A 21,003-nucleotide genomic window follows, 5' to 3' on the forward strand; every position below is an offset into this window, starting at 1 on the left:
TGGGAAATGGGAATTTCTGTTTTCCGTTTTCTATTTTCTTAACTGTATTTTGTAGGTTTGACCCCAGGAACAGGAAACAACCCCAGTAACCTACTTGACTATAAAATAAGGACGAAATTTTTTAAGTCTTTTTGGCCCAATGCCTTTCACTTTAAGCAAATCATCTATGGTTTTATAAGGTCGTCCAGCTATAATTCTTTCAGAAAGAACAGGACCGATTCCTTTAATAGACATAAGTTCTTTTTTGCTAGCGGTGTTTAGGTTAAGCAAGCCCTGCGGAGATTTGGTTTCTTCTAATTTCAAGGAAGTAGTTTCTTTGTTTTTAAAATAGAAGGGTTCAGTGGAAAAATAGGCAAAAATCGGCAAGTGATCTGAGTATCCCTTACCCAGATGCCTGCCCATGCCATTTTTGTCCCTTTGCCAACGATAGATGGTGTTTCCTTTAAATAGGTAATCTGGTTCAAACTTGTCAAACGAGTTATCAACATAGGAAATTCCCTTGTTATCATAAAGTCCCTTGGATACAATAATACTATCAGGACTGTTTTTATTCCCGAAAAAAATGTAAGACCAGCGTCGGGATTTATCGATTTCAAGCCACAAATTGTATAGATACTTATTTCTGGCCTGTTTCTTCAGAATTCTTTCACTTACCATTTTAGAATCTTTGATAGTTCCGAGGATATGATTGATGCCTGTGATACCATTAGTATCGTTTAATCTGGAATTTTGGAAGGTTTGATATTCATTGTAATTGGAATTAAAATCACCTATCAGTATAAAATCAACATTATCTTTTAGTCTATCAATTTCTTTCTTAAGCGCCTTTGCACAAGCTATCCGCATACTTTCAGGCCCTCGTTTCGATTTCCAGTGATTTATAAATAGGACGAAAGGATTGCCATCAACGTTGAGGATTATTTTAAGAATATTCCTTGCATATTCATTGTTGACCTGGATTTCTTTTTTGTTAATAATTGGGAACTTAGACAGAATAGCACACTTTACTGGCGTAGCCTTGGAATCTGCAATTTCAATATAAGGGTAATACACATTGAAATCCTTTAGTTTATTATTTAGAAAAATAAGGGCCTTTTTCGACTCAACCTCTTGCAGAGCAACAACATCAGCTCCCAAATCCTTTATTACTTTAGCAATATTGGTATATTTAATATTTGCAATATTTTCAGTCCAGCCATAGCTCCCATTTGGAATATACTCCATATATTCCGTTCCTTCTTTAATAAGGTCAAAAAGATTTTCCACATTATAGCTTACGACTTTAAAAGTTTTGGCTTCTATTAATGTAATAGAGCACAAAAAAATATGCAAAATTAATACTATTGTTTTTATCTGCCATTTAAACATATACTTATTCATTGTTTTTGCTCATTCTTTACTTACTTCCACAAGTCTTACTTCCGGTAAGTGCTTAATCTTTTTTATAAATTTATTACCCTTCAAACTAATGCTGCCTAATAAAGGATTTGGCTTAGAAAGCAAATTCCACAAGAAGTCTTTGAATTTTTGAGAAAAGCATTCCATTTTTCCAATTTCATCAATTATAATGATTTTAAGATTAGCCATACCTTTTAAATATAAGTTCCCTACAAAATGCTATTTTTAAGCCATTTCTAAAACATTCAAAAAAAGTGTTTAAAAGTGGAAGAGGTAAGCACTTTAACGCCCTAGCTGCTTTCTGGTGTCTATATTTGACCTTCAGGAGATTGTTATATAAATTTTGTCCATTACTTTTAGATAATATCATTTGGGCTATACTTCTTCCTGACCCCAGGGCAAAGTAAATACCTTCTCCTGTTAACCCCGAAGCAAGGCCTGCAGCATCTCCAGCAAGAAATATGCGGCCAAAATGATGACCCCGGTAATCTGTATTGATTAAATAAGGCTTAAATGGGCTATTTATCACTAATGCATGGGTTTTTTTTAACCAATGTAAAAAACCTGTTTTTGCCTTAAAGGCATTTTTAGGGTTAGAACATACAAATCCTATTACCGTGCTTTTTTTATGAGGGAATATCCAACCATAACCAAAACCAAAAACATTTGCATCCAGAAACCACTCAATATCCTTAAGAGGAAAAGGAATGGATGTCTGCCAAGCAATGAAAGCATACTTAGTAGGAATATTAAGATGCCGTCTGACAATAGAAGTGCTTCCATCTGCTCCCACCAGATAGCAATAGTTATACTGCCTACCATTTTTAGTAATGATTATATTCCCATTTATTTTTATCACTTTCTCCTTTTCTATCTTTGTTCCTGCTTTTTTTGCCCTTTCAAATAACCATTTATTAAGCACCCTCCGATTGACTGTAAATATAACGGGCTTAGATGTCTTAAAAGTTGTTTTACCTAAAGGAGTGTGGATAATTTGGGTAACAAATGCCCTCTCAATAATATCTTTAGGCAGTTCTTCAAAGTCCTTTACTGTCAATCCACCTGCACACAGCTTGTCCACAGGGAAAGCATGTTTCTCAAGCAAAATTACATCCTTTCCTGATTTTGCTAGGTAATAAGCACAATTTAAGCCAGCAGGTCCTCCTCCAATGATAATTACTTCACTCATTTTTCTCACTCTAAATTATCATAATACTTGTTTTTGGAAAACCTCAGAAGAGTGGAATTAAGTGGTTTTAAATAATTCTTTCCAATGGTAAAATAAAGACACAAATGCCTTTCCCTTTGAGCTTATTAGTATATTTCTTTAGTTCTTCCAGAAATTTCTCTCTCTTTTCTTCTTCCTCCGTAGCAATGATTAAAGCACTGTTAAATCCTGGCCAGACAGAGGTGTCCAGACGGGGTTCAGAATGTTTGCCCTTTCCCAAAACTCGTTCCAATCGGGAGTAAGCTTTTATCCCTGTTTTTTCTAAAATAGCCATTAAATCTTCATCGTATTCCACGTGGTAAAAAATCAAAATGGCTTTCATATGTTCTCCTGATAAACCTTATAGGTTATTAAAGCACTAACTATCCCTACGATACCACCTGCTACCACGTCTGTGACATAATGATACCTTCCATACACTGCTCCTAATGCGACCATAATGGATAGAGGAAAAATTATTTTAAAAAGCCAAGGCATGTACCTTTTAACAATAAAAGAAGAAGCCATGACCATCGCCACATGAGATGAAGGGAAGGCGGCCCCTCTTAAGGCAAACTTGGCCATCATCCTGGCCTGGATTTCAGGCAAAAAATAACCTACAAGCGGTACTGTATATTTATCTGCAAGGGTGAATCTAGGGCCTGCTACAGGGATTAAGACAAAAAGGATAAAGCAAAAATAATAGGCTAGACTCATACCAAAAATAAGAGGGGATGCCCCCTGACGCCTGAAAAAATAAAAAATAAAGGGAGGAAAAAGAAAGATTAAATAATAAGAGAAATAGCCAAAAGACATGATTTCTGTAAGTAATGGAGTGGCAAATCGTTGAAGGTAAACTGTAGGATGGATACCAAAGATAGCCAATTCAAATTGATGAATAAAGGGGTCAAGTAGGTAAGGAAAGACGGCATGGATATAATGACGTAATAATTCATAAAAATTGGGCACAGAAAACCAGGGATACATGATAGCAATGAATTCCAAAATAGGGTTTGAAAACCCTTTAACTACACGGGTAATAATGATTACAAAGGCAGCATAGCCAAGATAAACTACTAAATAATTTTGCCACAAAGGAATATTCTGCTTAAAAACAAAGGTAATTATGGCCATAAGACCAACATAAATAAAGGATACAATATGAATGGGCATAGTTTTAGTATATAAAGAAGTTCCCATTTTCCATTTTGATATTTTCTTGTGGGTCTTATTGTAATATAACTTTTCATAAAACTCTGCGAATTCCCTGGCCTGTTTCTCATCAATGCCTAAATCTATCAACTTTGCATATATATGCAATGGGTTTAAATGATGTCGAGTCATGTCTTCAAAATTGGGGTGCCCTAACTTTCTTGCTATTTTGTCTAAAACAGGTGTAGGTATCTTTTCCATGTTGTTTTCTTATCTTAAATTCAAAGCTTGTCAAGCTTGGGAATTTATTGTTAAATAACTCAGTGAAACATAAAAAATATTTTCTTATTGGATTTTTGTTTCTCATCATAATAGGTATTTTTTCTTATTTTTTTCTTTTTCCTTCAAAAGAAAAAGGAGTGATTTATGTCAGTGGCCGCATTGAAGGAGATGAAGTGGATGTGGGCACAAAGGTGGCAGGAAGGGTAAATGAATTAAGAGTAAAAGAAGGAGAGTTTTTAAAGAAAAACCAGGTTATTGCCATCTTAGATGCCAAGGATTTAAAGGCTAGATTAAATCAGGCCTTAGCTGCTAAGAAAAGCACAGAGGCCCAGGCCGAGGCTGTTTTAAAAGAATTAAATCATTATAAAAAACAGCTTAAAGCGTCTAAAACTAATAGGAATTATTTGGTTAAACAGGTAGAGGCTCAAATAAAGATTACCAAAGCCACATTAGAGAAAAAAGAGGCGGATTTTAAGCGATTTAAGAGATTGTGGCAAAAGAGTGTTATTGCTCAAGAAAGATTTGAGAGAGTGAAAGAGGCATATACCATAAGTCTTGCCCGATATGAGGTAGCTCAAAAGGGCTGGCTTCAGGTAAAGGCCAAAGATGCAGAGATAGAGAGTTTAAAACAAACCATCAGAGCAAAGGAGAATGCCTATAAATCGGCACTATCACAGATAAGACAGGCAGAAGCAGTGATCAATGAAATTAAGTCTTATCTTGAGGATACCATTATTACTTCTCCCTGTAGAGGCACAGTAATTGTAAAAATAGTTGAGCCTGGTGAGGTAGTGCCTGCAGGCACTCCAATTGTTACCGTTGTTAACCTTGATGCCCTTTATCTTAAAGGTTATGTGCCTGAGACTCAAATAGGAAAGTTTAGTTTAAATACCCCGGCCTATATTGTAGTAGATGCCTTTCCTAAAAGGCGTTTTCCTGCCTATGTAGGTTATATTAGCCAGTATGCAGAGTTTACCCCTAAAGAGGTGCAAACCAAGGAAGAACGGGTAAAACAAGTCTTTGCAGTCAAGCTCTATTTAAAAGAAAATCCTCATTATTTACTTAAACCAGGTATGCCCGCCGATGGCTACATCAAGATAAAGACCCCATGATTGTCCGTGTTCAGGAGTTAAAAAAACAATTTAAAAAAATAGAAGCCGTAAGAGGAGTAAGCTTTGAAGTAAAAAAAGGGGAGCTCTTTGGCCTTATAGGTCCAGATGGGGCAGGCAAGTCAACAGTGATGAAGATCATAGCTGGAGTAATGAGCTTTGATGAAGGTAAAGTAGAAGTGCTGGGAAAGGATTTTAAAAAAGAAAAAGAGGCAGAAAAGGCCAAGGCAAAGATTGCCTTTATGCCCCAGGGACTTGGTTTGAATCTTTATCCTACCCTTTCTGTGGAGGAAAATATAGCGTTTTTTGCCAGTTTACATAATTTGCCTGAAGAAGAATTAGAATATAGAAAAAAAATACTCTTAGAAACCACTCACCTCCTTCCCTTTCAGAAAAGAGAGGCCCAAAAACTCTCTGGTGGGATGATGCAAAAGCTGGGCATTTGCTGTGCCTTAATTCATAAACCAGAGCTTATTATCCTGGATGAGCCCACCACAGGCATAGACCCTGTTTCAAGAAGGGATTTATGGCAATTGATTATAAAATTTGTTAAAGAAGAAAAGATTGGAGCTATTATTTCTACCTCTTATATGGATGAAGCAGAGCGTTTTTCTCATCTGGCCCTAATGATGGAGGGTAAGTTTGTAGCTAAAGGAACAGCAGAGGAATTAAAGTTTCATTGTGATATAGTGTATGAGATGCAGGAAGATATAGAAAGGGTTTATCCTCTAGTCAAAGAGAAATTCAGACATATAAGGATTAAAGGGGACACATTAAGGTTTTTGAGTGAAAAGAAAATTAAGGAAAACACGCTTCCATTTATGCCCCAAAGGGTGGAGCCTACATTGGAAGATGTGTTTTTAACTCTAGAAAAGGCAGAAAAGATGAAAATTGATATTCCTTTTAGCTTAAAAGAAAAAATACCTAAAAATGCCGTAGAAGTGAATAGATTGACTAAAAAATTTGGTGATTTTACCGCGGTAAAGGAGATTTCTTTTGAAATAAAAGGTGGAGAGGTATTCGGACTTTTAGGTCCTAATGGCGCAGGTAAGACCACCTTAATAAAGATGCTTTGTGGATTGCTTCCGCATACAAGTGGAGATTTTTTGATAGCCGGGGAAAGGGATATTGCAAGAATAAAAGAACACATTGGTTATATGTCCCAGCATTTTTCTCTTTATAAGGACTTAACTGTATATGAAAATTTAGAACTCTACGGGCATATTTATAAAATGCCTGCTTCTGCACTTAAAGAAAGAATCAGATGGGCTATTGAGACCATGAAGCTCCAGGAAGTAAAAGATGAAAAGACAGCTAAGCTCCCTTTGGGAATAAAACAAAGGGTAGCACTTATGTGTTCTGTTGTCCACAATCCTGCCCTGATATTTTTAGATGAACCCACTTCTGGAGTTGACCCTATAGAAAGAGAGATGTTCTGGGAGATTATTCATATGTTGGCCAAAAAAGCAGGCGTGACTTTGCTGGTTTCTACTCATTACATGGATGAAGCCGAATATTGTGACCGGGTGTGCTTAATGGATAAAGGAGAGGCCATTGCCATAGGAAAACCACGGGAACTCAAGGAAGAAATAAAACATAAAATAGGGCATATATACCAGATAATAATGGATAATCCTTTAACTGCCCTGGATGTATTACAAAAAAATGGCTTTTATGCCAGTTTTTATGAAAATGGCATTCGTTTGTATAGCAAAAGGTCTTTTACTTTTAATGAGTTTAATGAAATTTTCTCTCCCCAGGGATTAAAAATCTCTGACTTAAAAGAAGCCTATCCCACTATGGAGGATGTATTTGTATATTTGATTGAAGAAAAATGAGATTTAGACAGATAAAATCCATTTATATCAGAGAATGGAAAGAATTTTATAGGGATAAGATTTCTCGGGTAGTGGTATTTGCTATGCCCACCATTATTATGCTTATCTTTGGCTATGGTCTAGCCTTAGATATAGAAAATGTGCCTATGGCTATAGTAAATCAGGATAAAACCCCAGCTTCTAGAGAACTCTGTTATAAATTTATGGAAAATAGAGAGTATTTTGATTTTAAAGGCTTTCTGCCTAATGTCAAAGGGCTTGAACATGGCATTTTGGCAGGTAAACTGAGGTTTGGCTTGGTCATTCCTCCTAAATTTGAACAGAGGTTAAAAAGGGGCTTCCCCTCAGAGGTCCAGGTGCTTATTGATGGCAGTTTTCCCACCCGTGCCTCTGTTTCCAAGACCTATGCCTTAAGCATTATCAATGGTTTTAACTTAGAACGACTGAGTAAAACAATGAAAAAATTACCTTTAGAAATAGAGACCCGTTACTGGTTTAATGAGAATTTAAAAGAGAGAAATATTACGGTCTGTGGCCTTATTCCTATTATTTTAAGCATCAGTCCTACCATATTTGCCTCACTTCTGATAGTAAAGGAAAAGGAAAGGGGCTCTATTTATAACATCTGGACATCTGCCATTACAAAAATTGAATTCCTTTTGGGGAAACAGGTATTTGCAGTAACTATCTCTATGGTAAATTTCTTTATTATATTTCTTCTATCCATTCTTCTTTTTCAAGTGCCATTTAAGGGGAATTTCTTTTTATTTTTATTTTGCTCCTTTATTTATATTTTGGCCTCTACTGCTCAAGGACTCCTTATCTCGTGCTTTGTAAATACTCAGGTAGTGGCCTTACTGGGCAGTTTGCTGATCAATATCATTATTGGTTTTCTTTATTCAGGATATCTGGTGCCAGTAAGCTCTATGTCTAAAGATGCCTATTTCTTTGCCCATCTTTTCCCTCCTTATTATGGATTGAGTATCACTAAGGCACTTTTTTTAAAGGCTGCTGGGTTAAAAATAATCCTTCCTCATATTTTGGCAATTTTGATATTTTATTTAACTTATTTTGGATTAGCCATTCATTTCTTTAAAAAGAGAGAGACATGAGATTTTTATCCCTTTTGAAAAAAGAATTCTTGCAGTTTATTAGAAACAAAGGATTAGTTATATTGGTTATTTATTTTTTTACTCTGGATATTTATCTGGCCGGTGTAGGGATAGACCTTTCTTTAAAAAATGCCAAGTTTTTTGTGTATGATAGGGATATGAGTGTAGCCAGTCGTGAGATTGTTTCTCAATTGGTTTCTCCTTGGTTTTTATTTGAAGGCTATTTGCAAGATGATGACTTAATAGACACAGTATTGCTTAAAGACCAGGCCATGGGAGTGGTTTGCCTCCCCCATAATTTCTCAAAGCATCTTAAGAAATATAGGGCAAAGATTCAGTTGTTAATCAATGGTTCTGAGGCCCTTATGGGCTATCTCTTTTCAGGCTATGCCAGCCAAATCTTTATCAATTATGCCTTAGAAGGAATGCAAAAACAAAGACTGCCTTTGGCAGAGGCAAAAACTAGGGTATTTTTTAATCCCAATATGAATAGCCGGTATTTTATGGGCATTTCAGAGCTACTGACTGTGATGGTGATGCTGGTGTTTATTTTGCCTGCAGCGGCCCTAGTAAGAGAAAAGGAAATGGGAAATATAGAAATGCTTCTTATTTCTCCCCTTCGGCCTTTTCAGTTTATGCTGGCCAAGGTGATGGTGATGGCTGGAATCATTATTATAGGCGTGATTCTGAGTGTGTTTTTAATTATAAAACCCATACTTCATGTCCCTTTTTGTGGGAGCTTTCTATTATTTTTACTCTTTACCTTAATTTTTGTCTTCACTACCTCTGCCTTTGGTCTATTTATTGGCGCTGTTTCTAAAAATATGCTTCAAGTATCACAATTAAGTGCCATTGTCCTTATGCCCACCCTTTTTCTTTCAGGTTCTTGGACACCTATTGAGGCCATGCCAGACTGGTTACGTCCATTAACCTATCTTTCCCCCCTTAAATATTATATAGATGCTAGCTATAGTATTATCTTAAAAGGGGTAGGACTTTCCTATCTCTGGCCAAATCTATTGGGGCTAACCTTCTTAGGCAGTGTATTGTTTATTTTGACTGGATATAAATTAAGAAGGCTATTTTAATTTACTCCCTACACCCATGCCCCTTTTTTCTCGCCATTCTTCTCCTATGGAATATAGAGTGGGCACCAGTATCAGGGTAATTAAAGTAGAGATGGAGAGTCCACCAATTACGGTGATACCTAAGGCATTCCAGATCTCTGAGCCTACACCCCTGTCTAAGGCCAGGGGTATCATCCCAGAAATAGTGGTAATGGTAGTCATTAAAACGGGCCTTAATCTTGATCTGCCTGCCTCAGTAATGGCCTCAAATAAGGACAATCCTCTTTTTTGCAATAGATGCACATAGTCCAGAAGCACAATGGCATTATTTACCACAATACCTACTAGCATGACGATGCCCATAAAGGTAATAATATTTAAGACTGTGCCTGTTAATAAAAATGCCCAGATAACGCCTGTAAAGGCAAAGGGGACAGAAAACATAATAATAAATGGGTCTAAAAATCCTTCATACAAGGAGGCCATAACCATATAGGTAAGAATAATGCCTAAAATGAGAAGTTGCGTCAGGGCCTTAAATGATTTTTTTTGCTCTTTAACATATCCACCAAATTTAATAGTAATGCCTGATGGAAGACTCAATTCTTTAAGCCTTTTCCTTATATCTCTGGTCACCTCACCCAGTGAACGCTTATAAGTATCTGCCTCTACACTAACAATTCTTTGTCTATTCTTTCTATCTATCTCTGTCATACCCATGGTTTCTTCAATTCTTGCAATATTTTTTAAGAGTATCATCCTCCCATCTGTAGTAAAAATGGGCACATTGGGCAGGTTTTCTAGTTTATTTTTGTCTCTCTCTGTAAGCCTCACAAAAATATCATAATCCTCACCAACATCCCTAAACTTTGTGGTCTTATGGCCATAAAAATAGGTTCTTACCTGTTCGGCAATCATGGCCACATTTAATCCCAAGCTAGTAGCCTTTTTCCTGTCAATCTCTACCCAGGTCTCAGGCCTTTTGGGCTTAAAAGAAAGGCTGACATCCACTGCCCCTGGTGTTTCTTCAGTAATTTTCTTTATTTTATTAGCTACCTTAAGCACCTGTCCTAGATCCCTTCCTAACACCTCAATCACCAGTGGCTTTGTGCCTCCCATTAAAATAGACATCAGTGGATTGGTGGAAATCACCTTTATACGACTTACACCTGGAATCTGTTTTGTATGCTGCCTTAAAATATTGGCAATCTCTTTGGCCGAACGCTCTCTTTTGTCTTTATCTACTAGTTTTAAACCCACCTCCCCACAATTACTGCCCTCTTCAAAGCCCAGCGCCTCACCATATCCCTTTTCTGTCTGCCCAGCAAATCCATAGCTATGACGAAATTCCTCTGGTCTTACTTCCTTGGCAATCCATTTATTTATTTGTTCTATTATGCTGGCAGTTTCTTCAAGCCTTGTGCCTTCAGCCAGGCGAAGGCTGATGCTGACAAACCCTGCATCTGGCTCAGGCATGAATTCAGTGCCAATGATTTTGGTCATAAATAAAGTAGGGATAAAGATTAAAAGGGCAATAAAAATGACCGTCTTTCTATGATGAAGCGCCCAAGTAATTAATCTTTTATATCTTTCATCCAGCCAATCAAGGGCAGCCTTCATTTTAAGTGTGAAAAGATTTTTAGCCTTTGGCCCCTGTTTTAAAATCTTAGAAGAAAGCATGGGGGTAAAGGTCAGGGCGGTAAAAAGAGAAGCTAGTAAAGTAGCGGTGATAACAAATCCCAATTGCTTAAACACAATCCCCGTAATACCTGTAACAAACATTAAAGGCACAAATACAACAATGGTGGTTAAAGTAGAGGCAGAAATGGCCATGCCCATTTCTGAAGTGCCATAAATAGAGGCAATATGAGGATAACTGCCTCTTTCCATGTGTCTAGTAATATTTTCAATGACTACAATGGCATTATCCACTACCATGCCTGTGGCAATGGTCACAGACATAAGGGAAATAACATTGATGGTGTAGCCACCTAAGTAAAGCAAAAGGAAAGAAATGATTAAGGAGCAAGGAATGGTCAAGGCCACAATAATGCCACTTTTTATATTTAACAAAAAGGCAAATACCACCAGAATCACTAAAAAAATGGCCTGTAAAAGAGTGGTCTTTAATTCATTTAAGGCAGTGCGAATATATTCTGAATTGTCTTCTACAATACTAACCTTTACATCACTTGGCAATATATTTTTGATTTCTTTTAGCTTTTTCTTTACCCTGTCAGCTACCTCTACGGTGTTTTTTCCAGTTTGTTTCTGTAACATCATCACAATAGCTGGCTTTGCATCACCCCATCCCATCATAATATGTTCTTTAAAGGCATCTTCCACATGGGCTACATCCTTTAGATAAACAGGTTTACCCTGATAATAGCCTACAATGGTGTTTCTCATCTCTTGCACATTTTTGTATTTTCCAGGAATTCTTATAAAATAGGCCCTTTTGCCCTGTTTTATTGTCCCACAGGGAATATCCAGATTTTCTGCCTTTAAAACCTGTTTCACCTGGGAAGGGGAAAGATGATATCCCTTGAGCCTTGCCAGGTCAAAATAGACATTTATCTGCCTTTTCTCCCCGCCATAAAATACAATGGCTCCTACTCCTGGCACCCGTCTTAATTCATCCCCTATTATCTTGTCTGCAATATGATAAAGGCGTGGCCAGGATTGAGGGCCAGTAATGGTCATAAAAAGAATTGGGGCAGTAGCACTGCTAAATTTGAATAATACCGGTTTTTCAATATCCTCAGGCAGGTCTCTTTTGGCCAACTCTATCTTATCCCGAATGTCATTGCTGGCGGTATCTAAATCTGTGCCCCATTCAAACTTACATTGAATTAAAGAAAGGTTGTCAATAGACTTGGAGGTAAGTTCATCTAAGTTATTCACTGTAACCAACTGGTCTTCCAGATATTTAGTTACATTTTTTTCTACATCCACGGCACTTGCCCCTGGCCAATAGGTAAGCACACTGACTACAGGGGGTTCAATTTCAGGAAAAAGGTCAATCTTCAATTTAAAGATGGCCACAGCACTCATAAGGATTAAGGCAGAAAACAGCATAAGGGTGGCTACCGGTCTTTTTACGCCAAATTCTGGTAGCTTCATGTCTGTTCTCCCACTATCTCCACTGCCAAACCTTCTTTCAGACGATTTTGTCCATAAGTTACTACTAACTCTCCTCTCTTAAGACCTTTAATTATTTCTACAAAATTGCCTTCAGATATACCTGTCTTAACATTTCTCATATGGGCGATTTTATTTTTATCAACCACAAACAAATAATACACTCCAGTAGCTGGCATCTTTTGTAAGGCATCTTTAGGTACAGCCAAAACCAGCTTTTTACCTAAAATTAAATTTACATGGGCAAACATACCTGCCTTCAATAGTCGTTTAGGATTTTGAATATGTATTTCTATAAGGGCAGTGCGGGTAACAGGGTCAATTCTAGGATTAATGACTTTTACTTCTCCTTTAAAGACCTTATCTGGATAGGCATCTACTTTGATATAAGCAATCTGACCGATTTTTACATAAGGTAAATCTTTTTCATTTATAGCTACATTCACCTTTGCTATGCTGTCATCGGTAATCCTTACTATGGGTTTTTTTATATCCATCATGGCCCCTTCATCTACATATCTGGCAGTAATAACGCCAGAGATAGGGGCGTAAATGGTATGGTCATGATAACGAATTTGCACTTCTTTTAAAGTGGCCTCTGCCTGTTTAATCTGAGCTAGGGCTGATTTTTTAGCTGCCAAAGTAGCATCATACTGAGCAGTGATATGGTCTAATCTTTGTTTAGATACGGCCTTTTCATTATAGAGCCTTTTTATGCGTTTATAGTCTTTTTCTATACTTTTAAGATTTGCCTCTATTTGAGCCAGGTTTGCCCTGGCTGCATTCAAGGCGGCCTTTGCCTGATTTAATTTAGCCGTGATGGTTTCTTTTTCTATGACTCCGATTAGTTGTCCCTTTTTTACCCTATCACCTTTTTCTACCAATAATTTTTCTAAAATCTCCCCTACAATTTTGGGATACACATTCACTTCTTGTTTTGGTTTTATATTGCCAATCAGATTCAGCTTCCAAGTCATCTGCCTATGTTGGACTTTGCTTACCTTCACTGGCACTTTAACCTCTAATTTTTTCTCCCTATGTTGGGAGCGTTGATAAAGCTTATAGACCTGATAGCTAACCCCTAGCCCAATTATTACTAAAATCAGCCCCACAAGTAGTTTTTTCATAAAGTTTCTCCTTGAACATTGACCGCCTTTCCTATGGCCCTTTCCAATTGTGCAATGGCTGTGTTATAACGATAGAGGGCTCCATAATAATTATTTTGTGCCTGAGTAAGCAGTGTTTGAGCATCCAAGACTTCAGTAGAGGTAGTAACCTGATTTTTATATTGTAAATTTGTGATACGGTAATTTTCTTTGGCCTGTCTTACAGAAATTCTGGCGGTCTCAATATTTTTTTCTGCCTCTTTCAGGTTTAAATAGGCGGTTTTTACCTGTAGTCTGACCTGGTCTTTTATTCTATTCAATGTCTTCTCTAAGGCATCTTTTTGCCACCTTAATTTTTTTACCTGGGCCTTTGTCTTTCCCCATTCAAAAAATGTCCACTTTGCCTGTAAGGTAAGATAGAATTGATCTGGATTTTGGTAACCATTTCCATCCACATTGGGATGATTACCAATCCGCTCATATTTTCCTACCATAGCTAGTTGAGGGTAATATTGAGACTTAGCCATCTTGACTTGGGCCTCCATCTGCTCCAACTGTTTGGCAATTTGCTTCAGTTCAGGCCTTTCTTTAATGGCTATTTTTAGGGCATAGTTGAGATTCAACTTTAAAGGCTGATAGTTCAATATATCTTTGATTCTGGTGGGGTGATTGACATCCAGACGCAAAATAATATTAAAGTTAGAGATGGCGGTTTGTAAGTTGTTTTTTGCCCTGACTAAATCCTGTTTAGCATTGGCAAGTGCCACCTTTGACTTAAGTAAGTCATTCATAGGAATGATACCAGCATCATATAAGGCCTGGGCATCTTTAAGGTGGGCTTCTAGATTTTTTACTGCTATTTCTGCTACTTCTTTGTATTTCCCTGCCAAAAGCACCTGAAAATAAGCTACCTTTACCTGTTTTATGACTTCTTGCTCAGCCTCTATCCTTTCTAAGTGAGCTATATCTACACCCAATTTGCTCAATTTATACTGACTGCTTAGATAAAAACCGGTAAAAATAGGTTGGCTAAATTGAATGTCCCAGGTGTAATTATTCTCTGGACCCATAATAATATGAGGTTGTCCAGGCATTTCTCTAAAGATGGCATAAGGTGATTCTTTTAACCTGGTGTAAGAATAACTGGTCTCCAATTTGGGTAAAAATTCACTTCTGGCCATCTTTACCCCTTCTTTAGCAGCCTTAATTTGGGCCAGTTTTTCTTGAATGAGCAAGTTGTTTTTCAGGGCCATATCAAGACTGGTTTTTAAATCCAGCATTTCAGCATGAACTAAAATGGGGAAAAGCACACCCAAAACAAGGGTTATCATAAATTTTTTTATCATCGCCCTCTCCTTTGTTATATTTTTCCCTTTAGGCCATAAAAGAGAAAATCCAAAATTATGGGTAGTTTTGAGGTCAATTGAACCTCCTCTTCTGACTTTATCCACTCGTGAATAAAGGCTTGGATCATTCCACTAATTAAAACAGCCATTTCTTTAGGAGGAAATCTTTTAAACTCCCCTTGGGAAATACCTTCCTCTATAATCTGAGCTAATGTAGATAGTCCTTCCTGATATTTTTCATCTATTTTTTTACCTAATTCTTCTCTAAGTAAAACAACTATATTTTGTCTATGTAAGGCATAAATCCTGAAGAAATCACGATTTTTTTGGAAAAATTTTAGTTTTACCTGGATAATAGCCTTAATTTTCTCTAGTGGGGTTTGCGCCTCCTCTATGGCTTGTTTAATAAGCTTCAATAACAAATCTATCTTTTCATGTAATAAGGTAAGGTAAATTTTATCTTTACTCTTAAAAAATTGATAAATGGTGGCCATACCAAATTCTGATGCCTTGGCAATTTCAGCCATGGTAGTTTGATGGTAGCCTTTTTGCGCAAATAAACGCTCAGCCACATTCAAGATATACTGCCGCCGCCAGCGTCTTTCTTGCTCCCTTCGTCCTAACAAATCTTTAGAATTTAAATTTTCCATTTGGAATTTTTTTTCTAAAATAGAATAATAATTCTAAAATGTCAATAGTTTTATTCTTGAACATTGCCAGGATTTTCAGAAGCTTTCCGAAAAGAAAGATAAGCTCCTCAAAATAGTAATAACTTTAAAAAAACGGTCAAATGTAGTAACTGACCTTACGCACAGTATGAAAATCATTTTTAAGGTTGCGGTCAAAAAACTGACCGCAACTATACAAATATTTTATTTAGGGCTGGGGCTGTCAAGGAGTGCTCGCCTCCCTGCCTGTCCCCGCCTGCCTGCGGGCAGGCCCGCCTGCCGTCGGGCAGGGGCAGACAGGCTTGACAGAAAATAGTCTCTTAAAGAAAAACTTCTTCTTTGCCTTCCTCTTTAATATTTTTAAGCTTAATAATTAAGGAAAAAATTTTTTCCCTTCAACCAAATCTACTTTTTAAAAAGCTATAAATAGGTTGGTGAAAGTTAACCTTGATGTATTACTGTCACCTAAAAGGTGAAATGACAAACATCAAAAGAAGCTCCTCCATTGACCGCAGCCCTTAACTAATAAGAAAACTCACCTGCCTGTCCTGCCCAACGGCAGGACAAATTATCCTCATCTCTATGAAAAAATTTTAAAATAATCATCAGGGATAGAGTATTTTATCCCTGATTTCAATTACTAACTAGGCACTACCAACACACCACAAGGGCTAAATCCAATCACTCTTTCTGTAACACTACCCATAAGGAGCTTTTTAAGACCTGTCCTCCCGTGTCTCCCCATTACAATTGTCCCTACATTTTTCTCTTTGGCTACTTCAACAATAACTTCATGAGGTTCTCCAATTTGAACAATGGCCTCCGCCTCTATGCCTGCCTGAGATGCTTCCTGCTTTACTTGATTTACGATTTTTTCAGCTTCTTCTCTGTATTCGGACGGTCTTCCAGGTTTTACCACACAAATAACTGTAAAAGCACTTGGACAAGCTTTAGCAATATTTATTGCTTCTTTTACCGCTGCTTCACTATATTTTGAGCCATCTGTAGCTACCAGTATATTTTTAAGAGAAACCGCACCCTTCAATGGCACTACTAAGACAGAACACGGAGCATAACCTATAACCCTAGCTGCTACACTTCCCATGAGGAGCTTTTTAAGACCTGTTCTCCCATGGGTCCCTATAACTATTGCATCAACTTCCTTTTCTTCAGCCATTTCAACAATATACCGATGAGGTTGTAATCCATGACGAACAAACGTTTCACAATCTACATTTCTCTTTTCAGCTTCTGCCTTTATTTTATCAAGGGTTGTTCTTGCCTCCTTATCCATTTTTTCCACAAAGGGCAAGCTCCCAGCCATAGCCATCGATTCGGGACTTATTTCTATTACAGTAAGTGCAAAAAGAGTGCTACGACAATAACCAGAAAGGTTTAATGCCTGATTAGCTACCATCTCGGTGTATTCTGAGACGTCTATGGCCACAAGAATTTTTTCATGCTTACCTAAAGGACACATTTTACAAGTTTCTTTATTCATTTTTCATCCTCCAATTATATTATTTGTTACAGGGCTTTTCCCTAATTATGTTACCCATAAAGACTATTTACCCAAAAAATAACATAGATTTCATGACATCTTTGAAATCTCTGAAATTTCCCAAGAGTGACTTTTCTAAAGAATAAGCATAAGACACAAAATCACCTAAAAGTAAATTCCCATTGATTATATTTTATACATTCTTCTGTTAGATAAACATAACACTTTTTCTCACTGTTAGTGAAAAACAAGTATAAAATAAACCCCATTTTCTACCTAGAATATCCCAAATGTTATAAAATGTCAAGAAATTAATTACCTCCAAAATTTGTTATTATTCTTAAAAAAATACCTCTCAAACCACCTCATTCTTATAGGAATTATAAGGAAGCACTTTTTAATAGGTTGTTAAGACTTTCTTGCTGTTTAAATAAGCTTAAAATTAATAAAAAATTTGATTTATTAATAAAATTGGTGTAAATAATCCCTTGATTAAAGTAGCTTGATTTTTAACCGGGGAATCTTTATGAAAAATAAAATTCCTCCTCTTCGTTTAGTGGCGTGGGAACTAACCAAGGCGTGTAATCTGGCTTGCAAGCACTGTCGGGCCAAGGCCATTACTAAATCTCTTCCAGATGAGTTAAACCATTCAGAAGCAGAGAAAATTCTGGATGATATTGCTAGTTTTGCTCAACCTATTATTATCTTAACTGGTGGCGAACCATTAATGCGAAAAGATGTTTTAGACCTAGCTGCCTATGGCACTGAGAAGGGTTTAAGAATGGTGTTGGCCACAAATGGCACTTTGCTTGATGACATCTGGGTAAAAGAGTTAAAAAAAGTGGGTATAAAGCGGGTGAGTGTGAGTATAGATGGAGCTACAGCCAAAGCCCATGATACGTTTAGAGGTGTAAAAGGAGCCTTTGACCATACAATGGCTGGGATTGAGGCATTGAAAAGAGGAGGGCTTGATTTCCAAATAAATACCACTGTTACTAAAACGAACTTAAATCAAATTTCTGCTATTTCTGATTTGGCTGTTGAACTAGGAGCAGTGGCTTTTCATATCTTTTTATTGGTACCTATGGGCAGGGGCAGTGCCCTTAAAGAAGAAGTGATTACACCCCAGGAATATGAGGAGGTTTTGACTTGGCTAGTAGAGCAGCGAGAAAAACAGCTTATACAGGTAAAAGCTACTTGTGCACCTCAGTATTATCGTATTTTACGACAAAAGGCAAAAGAGAAAAATAAGAAGGTAACCTTTGAAACTTATGGTCTAGATGCAGTAACCAGAGGTTGTTTGGCAGGAATGGGATTTTGTTTTATTGATTCTACAGGTAAAGTGCAGACCTGTGGCTATTTAGAAGTAGAATGTGGGCATGTGCGAAAAGAACCCCTTTCTAAAATCTGGCATGATTCTGAAGTATTTAATAAACTAAGGGACAAAAAACAATATAAAGGTAAATGTGGTAATTGTGAATACTGGCAGGTATGTGGTGGCTGTCGTGCCAGGGCATATGCTATCACTGGAGATTATTTGGCTCAAGAGCCCATGTGTTTGTATAGACCAAAAGGGATAAAGGAGTAGATATGGATGCTATTGATCGCAAAATCATAAATGAGTTACAAACCCGCTTTCCTATTATCTCTCAGCCTTATGCTGAGATAGGGAAAAAGCTGGGTCTCTCTGAAAAGGAGGTATTAAAACGGGTAAAAAATTTAAAGGAAAAAGGTTATATTAGGCGCATTGGAGCCAATTTTAATTCAGATAAACTGGGATTTGTGAGCACCTTATGTGCTGCCAAAGTGCCAAAGGAAAAAATTGCTGAGTTTGCCAAAGTAGTCAATCGGTATAAAGGTGTAACCCACAATTACTTACGTCGGAGTGAATTCAATATTTGGTTTACCTTTATCGCACCCACTATGGATGAAATAGAAGAGGCATTAGAGGAGATTAAAAAAGAAACAGGTGTTCATGAAATATATAATTTCCCAGCTACCAAAACTTTTAAGATTAAGGTAAATTTTAAGGTGTAAATTACAGTTCAATAAACATACATAGAGAGGGAGAAAAGGCATTCATTACTTCTTTTTTGAGTTTTTCAAAATGAGGACAATAATAAAGATGGCTTTCACAATCACAATCACTTACCCCAAAGCCAGGAAAACAGGATAACCGCTGTGAAAGTACTTGAGCTACTTTACATTCAATTTTTTCTGCTGTAATGGAAAACACTATTGCTTGAATTTTAGTCTTCTCTGTTAAATAATCAATATGCCAATATTTCTTCTTTTTGTGGTTTATGTGTCTCTTTAAACGCATTCTCAATCCACATTGGGCTGAACCAATATAGGCATAAAAACCAGGTTTAAATAAAAATCCTCCTAACTTTCCTATAGGAATAAATTTCTTTTTTGGAAGTTCAAAAAGGAGAGAATAAACTCCTTTTTGTCTAGGAATACCTTCCATAACTTACCTTTAGTAAGACATTTTTAAGCTTCTGTCAACTCCGGCGGTAAAAAGTGAGTAAAAGCCCCCCTTGAAAACCGCTTATGAAAAACTTTAATGGTAGGTTTATGGGTCACTAAACGGACAAAAAGGTTCTTTCCTTTAATATTTATTACTTCCCACACCTTACCAGCTAAGATAAAACGGTGGCCTTTTGTAGCCTGAGTGGTGATTTCGCCAATAGACTTTTGGGTTGTAGCTTCTATCACCTTAAATTCTTTGGTATTAGGAATGTTTGAATGAATTAGCCCCTTCTCTCCCATATTCATGAGTTTTTCAGAGGCCCTAAAATTTTTTCCAATTTGTTCTATCCAGCTTTTTTCTGAAAGATGAATTATAATTTTTTCTATAATTTCCTCTGGAGCTAAGGGAGATAGAAGATAAAAAAGCTGTTCTAATTTTAAACCCGCTGGATGTGCAAAAAGAATAGAAAAAATTTGTTGCACTACTACCGAAAAGTCAGGAAGGTAATTCATAGATTCTACTATACCTTTATGAGCTAAAGAGGCATAAAGATTAAAACACTCTGCTTCTGTTTCCTCCTCATAAAAACCTATAGCTACCTGATATTCCTTTTGCCTAGAAGCTCGTCCAATCCTTTGTTGAAAAGCGGAGGGTGTGGGTGGAGGGTAGTAACAAATGGCTACATCAAAATCACCAATATCAATCCCTATTTCTAGGGTGGAAGTGCAAATGCAAATTCCCCAGCGCCATTGTCTTAATAATATTTCTGTTTCTTCACGCAGACGTCGAGATAGGCTGCCATGATGCATGAGCAAACGTTCTTTTGGCCAATATTGAGATAACTGTAAATAAAGCTCTTCTACATCTCTACGGCGATTACAAAATATAATGGCCTTGTGCCACTTTTTTTTCTTTAAAAGATTTATAATTTTATCCCAATCTTTAAAAAGATAGAATTTAAGTAGACGTGGCTGACCTGTCTGAATAACCTGCACAGGACTGAAATATCTCTTTCCTACTTCTTCTGGGTTATACAGAGTAGCAGAAAGGGCAGCAAACTGAGGTGTTGTTTTTAAGTGTTCTTTTAAAAGCCTTCTTAAAAGTATACGAAGCTGATCGCCTCTATAAGTATTATCTAAAAAATGGATTTCATCTATTACTATGGCTTGAATATGCCTCCAGATTTTCTTTTGTCTACATAAAAGAGAATCCAAGGATTCTGGGGTAGTAAAAAGCACCTGGAAAGGATTTTTAGGTAAATAGGGTTTATCGCCAGTCCTCACAATGGCTTTAAAACCACATTTTTTAAATCCCAAATCCAGACGGACTAAAAGATTATTAAGCAGGGCACGGGTAGGAGCGATATAAAGCAAGATTAAAGCATTTGTTTTTTGAGGTATTAATCTTTCTATCAAAGGTACTATCACGGCCTCTGTCTTACCGGTGGCAGTGGGCGAGCAGACTATGACATTTTCTCCTTTTAGAATGTGAGGGATGGTAGCCTCTTGGATAGGAGTTAATCTTCTAAAGCCACCAAAAAACACAGACCAAGTATTTTTAAGACTAGTTTTTAGAGAAACAGTAGGAGTTAATTTGTTCACTT

The 21,003-nt window shown here is 37.0% G+C and carries 18 protein-coding genes; 6 read left to right on the plus strand and 12 right to left on the minus strand.

All coding sequences use genetic code 11. From position 1 onward, the window contains the following. Positions 1-90: 90 nt before the first annotated feature. The 5 genes from HS1_RS05920 to HS1_RS05940 form a co-directional block, all read right to left on the minus strand. Positions 91-1,380 carry an endonuclease/exonuclease/phosphatase family protein gene (locus HS1_RS05920; protein WP_066062283.1) on the minus strand — a complete coding sequence of 430 codons (1,290 nt, stop codon included), beginning with the start codon at positions 1,378-1,380 and terminating at the stop codon, positions 91-93. A 9-nt stretch (positions 1,381-1,389) separates the two neighbouring features. After that, complete coding sequence (locus HS1_RS05925) at positions 1,390-1,587, minus strand: nucleoside-triphosphatase (protein ID WP_066062285.1); 198 nt, start codon at positions 1,585-1,587, stop codon at positions 1,390-1,392. Beyond that, positions 1,580-2,587, minus strand: a complete 1,008-nt coding sequence (locus tag HS1_RS05930) for an NAD(P)/FAD-dependent oxidoreductase (RefSeq protein ID WP_066062287.1) — start codon at positions 2,585-2,587, stop codon at positions 1,580-1,582. The genes HS1_RS05925 and HS1_RS05930 overlap by 8 nt, the downstream gene beginning before the upstream one ends. Before the next feature lie 67 nt (positions 2,588-2,654). Then, positions 2,655-2,948, minus strand: coding sequence for a PG0541 family transporter-associated protein (locus HS1_RS05935; protein WP_066062289.1), 294 nt, complete (start codon positions 2,946-2,948; stop codon positions 2,655-2,657). Continuing rightward, on the minus strand, positions 2,945-4,018 hold the full coding sequence (locus tag HS1_RS05940) for a phosphatase PAP2 family protein (protein WP_066062292.1): 1,074 nt from the start codon (positions 4,016-4,018) through the stop codon (positions 2,945-2,947). Before HS1_RS05940 ends, HS1_RS05935 begins: the two co-directional genes overlap by 4 nt. Before the next feature lie 62 nt (positions 4,019-4,080). Here HS1_RS05940 and HS1_RS05945 point away from each other — a divergent pair, with 62 nt between their 5' ends. Genes HS1_RS05945 through HS1_RS05960 form a run of 4 tightly spaced genes read left to right on the plus strand, consistent with a single transcriptional unit; the run spans position 4,081 to position 9,186 of the window. Then, the gene (locus HS1_RS05945; RefSeq protein ID WP_066062297.1) at positions 4,081-5,151 is read left to right on the plus strand and encodes an HlyD family secretion protein; all 1,071 of its coding nucleotides are present in this window, start codon (positions 4,081-4,083) and stop codon (positions 5,149-5,151) included. Then, positions 5,148-6,986, plus strand: a complete 1,839-nt coding sequence (locus HS1_RS05950) for an ATP-binding cassette domain-containing protein (RefSeq protein ID WP_066062300.1) — start codon at positions 5,148-5,150, stop codon at positions 6,984-6,986. Before HS1_RS05945 ends, HS1_RS05950 begins: the two co-directional genes overlap by 4 nt. Then, positions 6,983-8,098, plus strand: a complete 1,116-nt coding sequence (locus HS1_RS05955; protein WP_066062303.1) for an ABC transporter permease — start codon at positions 6,983-6,985, stop codon at positions 8,096-8,098. The genes HS1_RS05950 and HS1_RS05955 overlap by 4 nt, the downstream gene beginning before the upstream one ends. Continuing rightward, positions 8,095-9,186 carry an ABC transporter permease gene (locus tag HS1_RS05960; RefSeq protein WP_066062306.1) on the plus strand — a complete coding sequence of 364 codons (1,092 nt, stop codon included), beginning with the start codon at positions 8,095-8,097 and terminating at the stop codon, positions 9,184-9,186. Before HS1_RS05955 ends, HS1_RS05960 begins: the two co-directional genes overlap by 4 nt. Here the strand turns inward: HS1_RS05960 and HS1_RS05965 are convergent. The 5 genes from HS1_RS05965 to HS1_RS05985 all read right to left on the minus strand — a co-directional run bounded on the left by HS1_RS05965 (position 9,178) and on the right by HS1_RS05985 (position 16,927). Then, a complete protein-coding gene (locus HS1_RS05965) occupies positions 9,178-12,288 on the minus strand; it encodes an efflux RND transporter permease subunit (protein ID WP_066062308.1) in 3,111 nt (1,036 codons plus the stop codon). The genes HS1_RS05960 and HS1_RS05965 overlap by 9 nt on opposite strands. Then, positions 12,285-13,433 carry an efflux RND transporter periplasmic adaptor subunit gene (locus tag HS1_RS05970; protein WP_066062310.1) on the minus strand — a complete coding sequence of 383 codons (1,149 nt, stop codon included), beginning with the start codon at positions 13,431-13,433 and terminating at the stop codon, positions 12,285-12,287. The genes HS1_RS05965 and HS1_RS05970 overlap by 4 nt, the downstream gene beginning before the upstream one ends. Next, the gene (locus HS1_RS05975) at positions 13,430-14,758 is read right to left on the minus strand and encodes a TolC family protein (protein ID WP_066062313.1); all 1,329 of its coding nucleotides are present in this window, start codon (positions 14,756-14,758) and stop codon (positions 13,430-13,432) included. The genes HS1_RS05970 and HS1_RS05975 overlap by 4 nt, the downstream gene beginning before the upstream one ends. Positions 14,759-14,772: 14 nt before the next feature. Continuing rightward, the gene (locus HS1_RS05980) at positions 14,773-15,408 is read right to left on the minus strand and encodes a TetR/AcrR family transcriptional regulator (protein ID WP_066062316.1); all 636 of its coding nucleotides are present in this window, start codon (positions 15,406-15,408) and stop codon (positions 14,773-14,775) included. Between the two features lie 658 nt (positions 15,409-16,066). Then, positions 16,067-16,927, minus strand: a complete 861-nt coding sequence (locus HS1_RS05985) for a universal stress protein (RefSeq protein WP_066062319.1) — start codon at positions 16,925-16,927, stop codon at positions 16,067-16,069. A gap of 526 nt (positions 16,928-17,453) precedes the next feature. On the opposite strand from HS1_RS05985, the gene ahbD reads away from it, so the two are divergent. Then, positions 17,454-18,515, plus strand: a complete 1,062-nt coding sequence (gene ahbD / locus HS1_RS05990) for a heme b synthase (protein WP_066062321.1) — start codon at positions 17,454-17,456, stop codon at positions 18,513-18,515. A gap of 2 nt (positions 18,516-18,517) precedes the next feature. Next, positions 18,518-18,964 carry a siroheme decarboxylase subunit alpha gene (gene ahbA / locus HS1_RS05995; RefSeq protein ID WP_066062324.1) on the plus strand — a complete coding sequence of 149 codons (447 nt, stop codon included), beginning with the start codon at positions 18,518-18,520 and terminating at the stop codon, positions 18,962-18,964. 1 nt (position 18,965) lies between these two features. Here ahbA and HS1_RS06000 read toward each other — a convergent pair whose 3' ends face one another. Both HS1_RS06000 and HS1_RS06005 read right to left on the minus strand, forming a co-directional pair. Further along, on the minus strand, positions 18,966-19,397 hold the full coding sequence (locus HS1_RS06000) for a GIY-YIG nuclease family protein (RefSeq protein ID WP_066062327.1): 432 nt from the start codon (positions 19,395-19,397) through the stop codon (positions 18,966-18,968). Positions 19,398-19,420: 23 nt separating this feature from the next. Continuing rightward, positions 19,421-21,001 (minus strand): DEAD/DEAH box helicase, encoded by a 1,581-nt coding sequence (locus tag HS1_RS06005; protein WP_066062330.1) that lies wholly within the window; start codon positions 20,999-21,001, stop codon positions 19,421-19,423. Positions 21,002-21,003: the final 2 nt, after the last annotated feature.

It is taken from the genome of Candidatus Desulfofervidus auxilii (assembly GCF_001577525.1).
In the GTDB taxonomy this organism is placed as follows: Bacteria; Desulfobacterota; Desulfofervidia; order Desulfofervidales; family Desulfofervidaceae; genus Desulfofervidus; species Desulfofervidus auxilii.

Bases quoted from the DNA above. Each gene is read 5' to 3' on its own strand.
- HS1_RS05920 (WP_066062283.1), bottom strand. From the start codon at position 1,380: ATGAATAAGTATATGTTTAAATGGCAGATAAAAACAATAGTATTAATT.
- HS1_RS05925 (WP_066062285.1), bottom strand. From the start codon at position 1,587: ATGGCTAATCTTAAAATCATTATAATTGATGAAATTGGAAAAATGGAA.
- HS1_RS05930 (WP_066062287.1), bottom strand. From the start codon at position 2,587: ATGAGTGAAGTAATTATCATTGGAGGAGGACCTGCTGGCTTAAATTGT.
- HS1_RS05935 (WP_066062289.1), bottom strand. From the start codon at position 2,948: ATGAAAGCCATTTTGATTTTTTACCACGTGGAATACGATGAAGATTTA.
- HS1_RS05940 (WP_066062292.1), bottom strand. From the start codon at position 4,018: ATGGAAAAGATACCTACACCTGTTTTAGACAAAATAGCAAGAAAGTTA.
- HS1_RS05950 (WP_066062300.1), top strand. From the start codon at position 5,148: ATGATTGTCCGTGTTCAGGAGTTAAAAAAACAATTTAAAAAAATAGAA.
- HS1_RS05955 (WP_066062303.1), top strand. From the start codon at position 6,983: ATGAGATTTAGACAGATAAAATCCATTTATATCAGAGAATGGAAAGAA.
- HS1_RS05960 (WP_066062306.1), top strand. From the start codon at position 8,095: ATGAGATTTTTATCCCTTTTGAAAAAAGAATTCTTGCAGTTTATTAGA.
- HS1_RS05965 (WP_066062308.1), bottom strand. From the start codon at position 12,288: ATGAAGCTACCAGAATTTGGCGTAAAAAGACCGGTAGCCACCCTTATG.
- HS1_RS05970 (WP_066062310.1), bottom strand. From the start codon at position 13,433: ATGAAAAAACTACTTGTGGGGCTGATTTTAGTAATAATTGGGCTAGGG.
- HS1_RS05975 (WP_066062313.1), bottom strand. From the start codon at position 14,758: ATGATAAAAAAATTTATGATAACCCTTGTTTTGGGTGTGCTTTTCCCC.
- HS1_RS05980 (WP_066062316.1), bottom strand. From the start codon at position 15,408: ATGGAAAATTTAAATTCTAAAGATTTGTTAGGACGAAGGGAGCAAGAA.
- HS1_RS05985 (WP_066062319.1), bottom strand. From the start codon at position 16,927: ATGAATAAAGAAACTTGTAAAATGTGTCCTTTAGGTAAGCATGAAAAA.
- ahbD (WP_066062321.1), top strand. From the start codon at position 17,454: ATGAAAAATAAAATTCCTCCTCTTCGTTTAGTGGCGTGGGAACTAACC.
- ahbA (WP_066062324.1), top strand. From the start codon at position 18,518: ATGGATGCTATTGATCGCAAAATCATAAATGAGTTACAAACCCGCTTT.
- HS1_RS06000 (WP_066062327.1), bottom strand. From the start codon at position 19,397: ATGGAAGGTATTCCTAGACAAAAAGGAGTTTATTCTCTCCTTTTTGAA.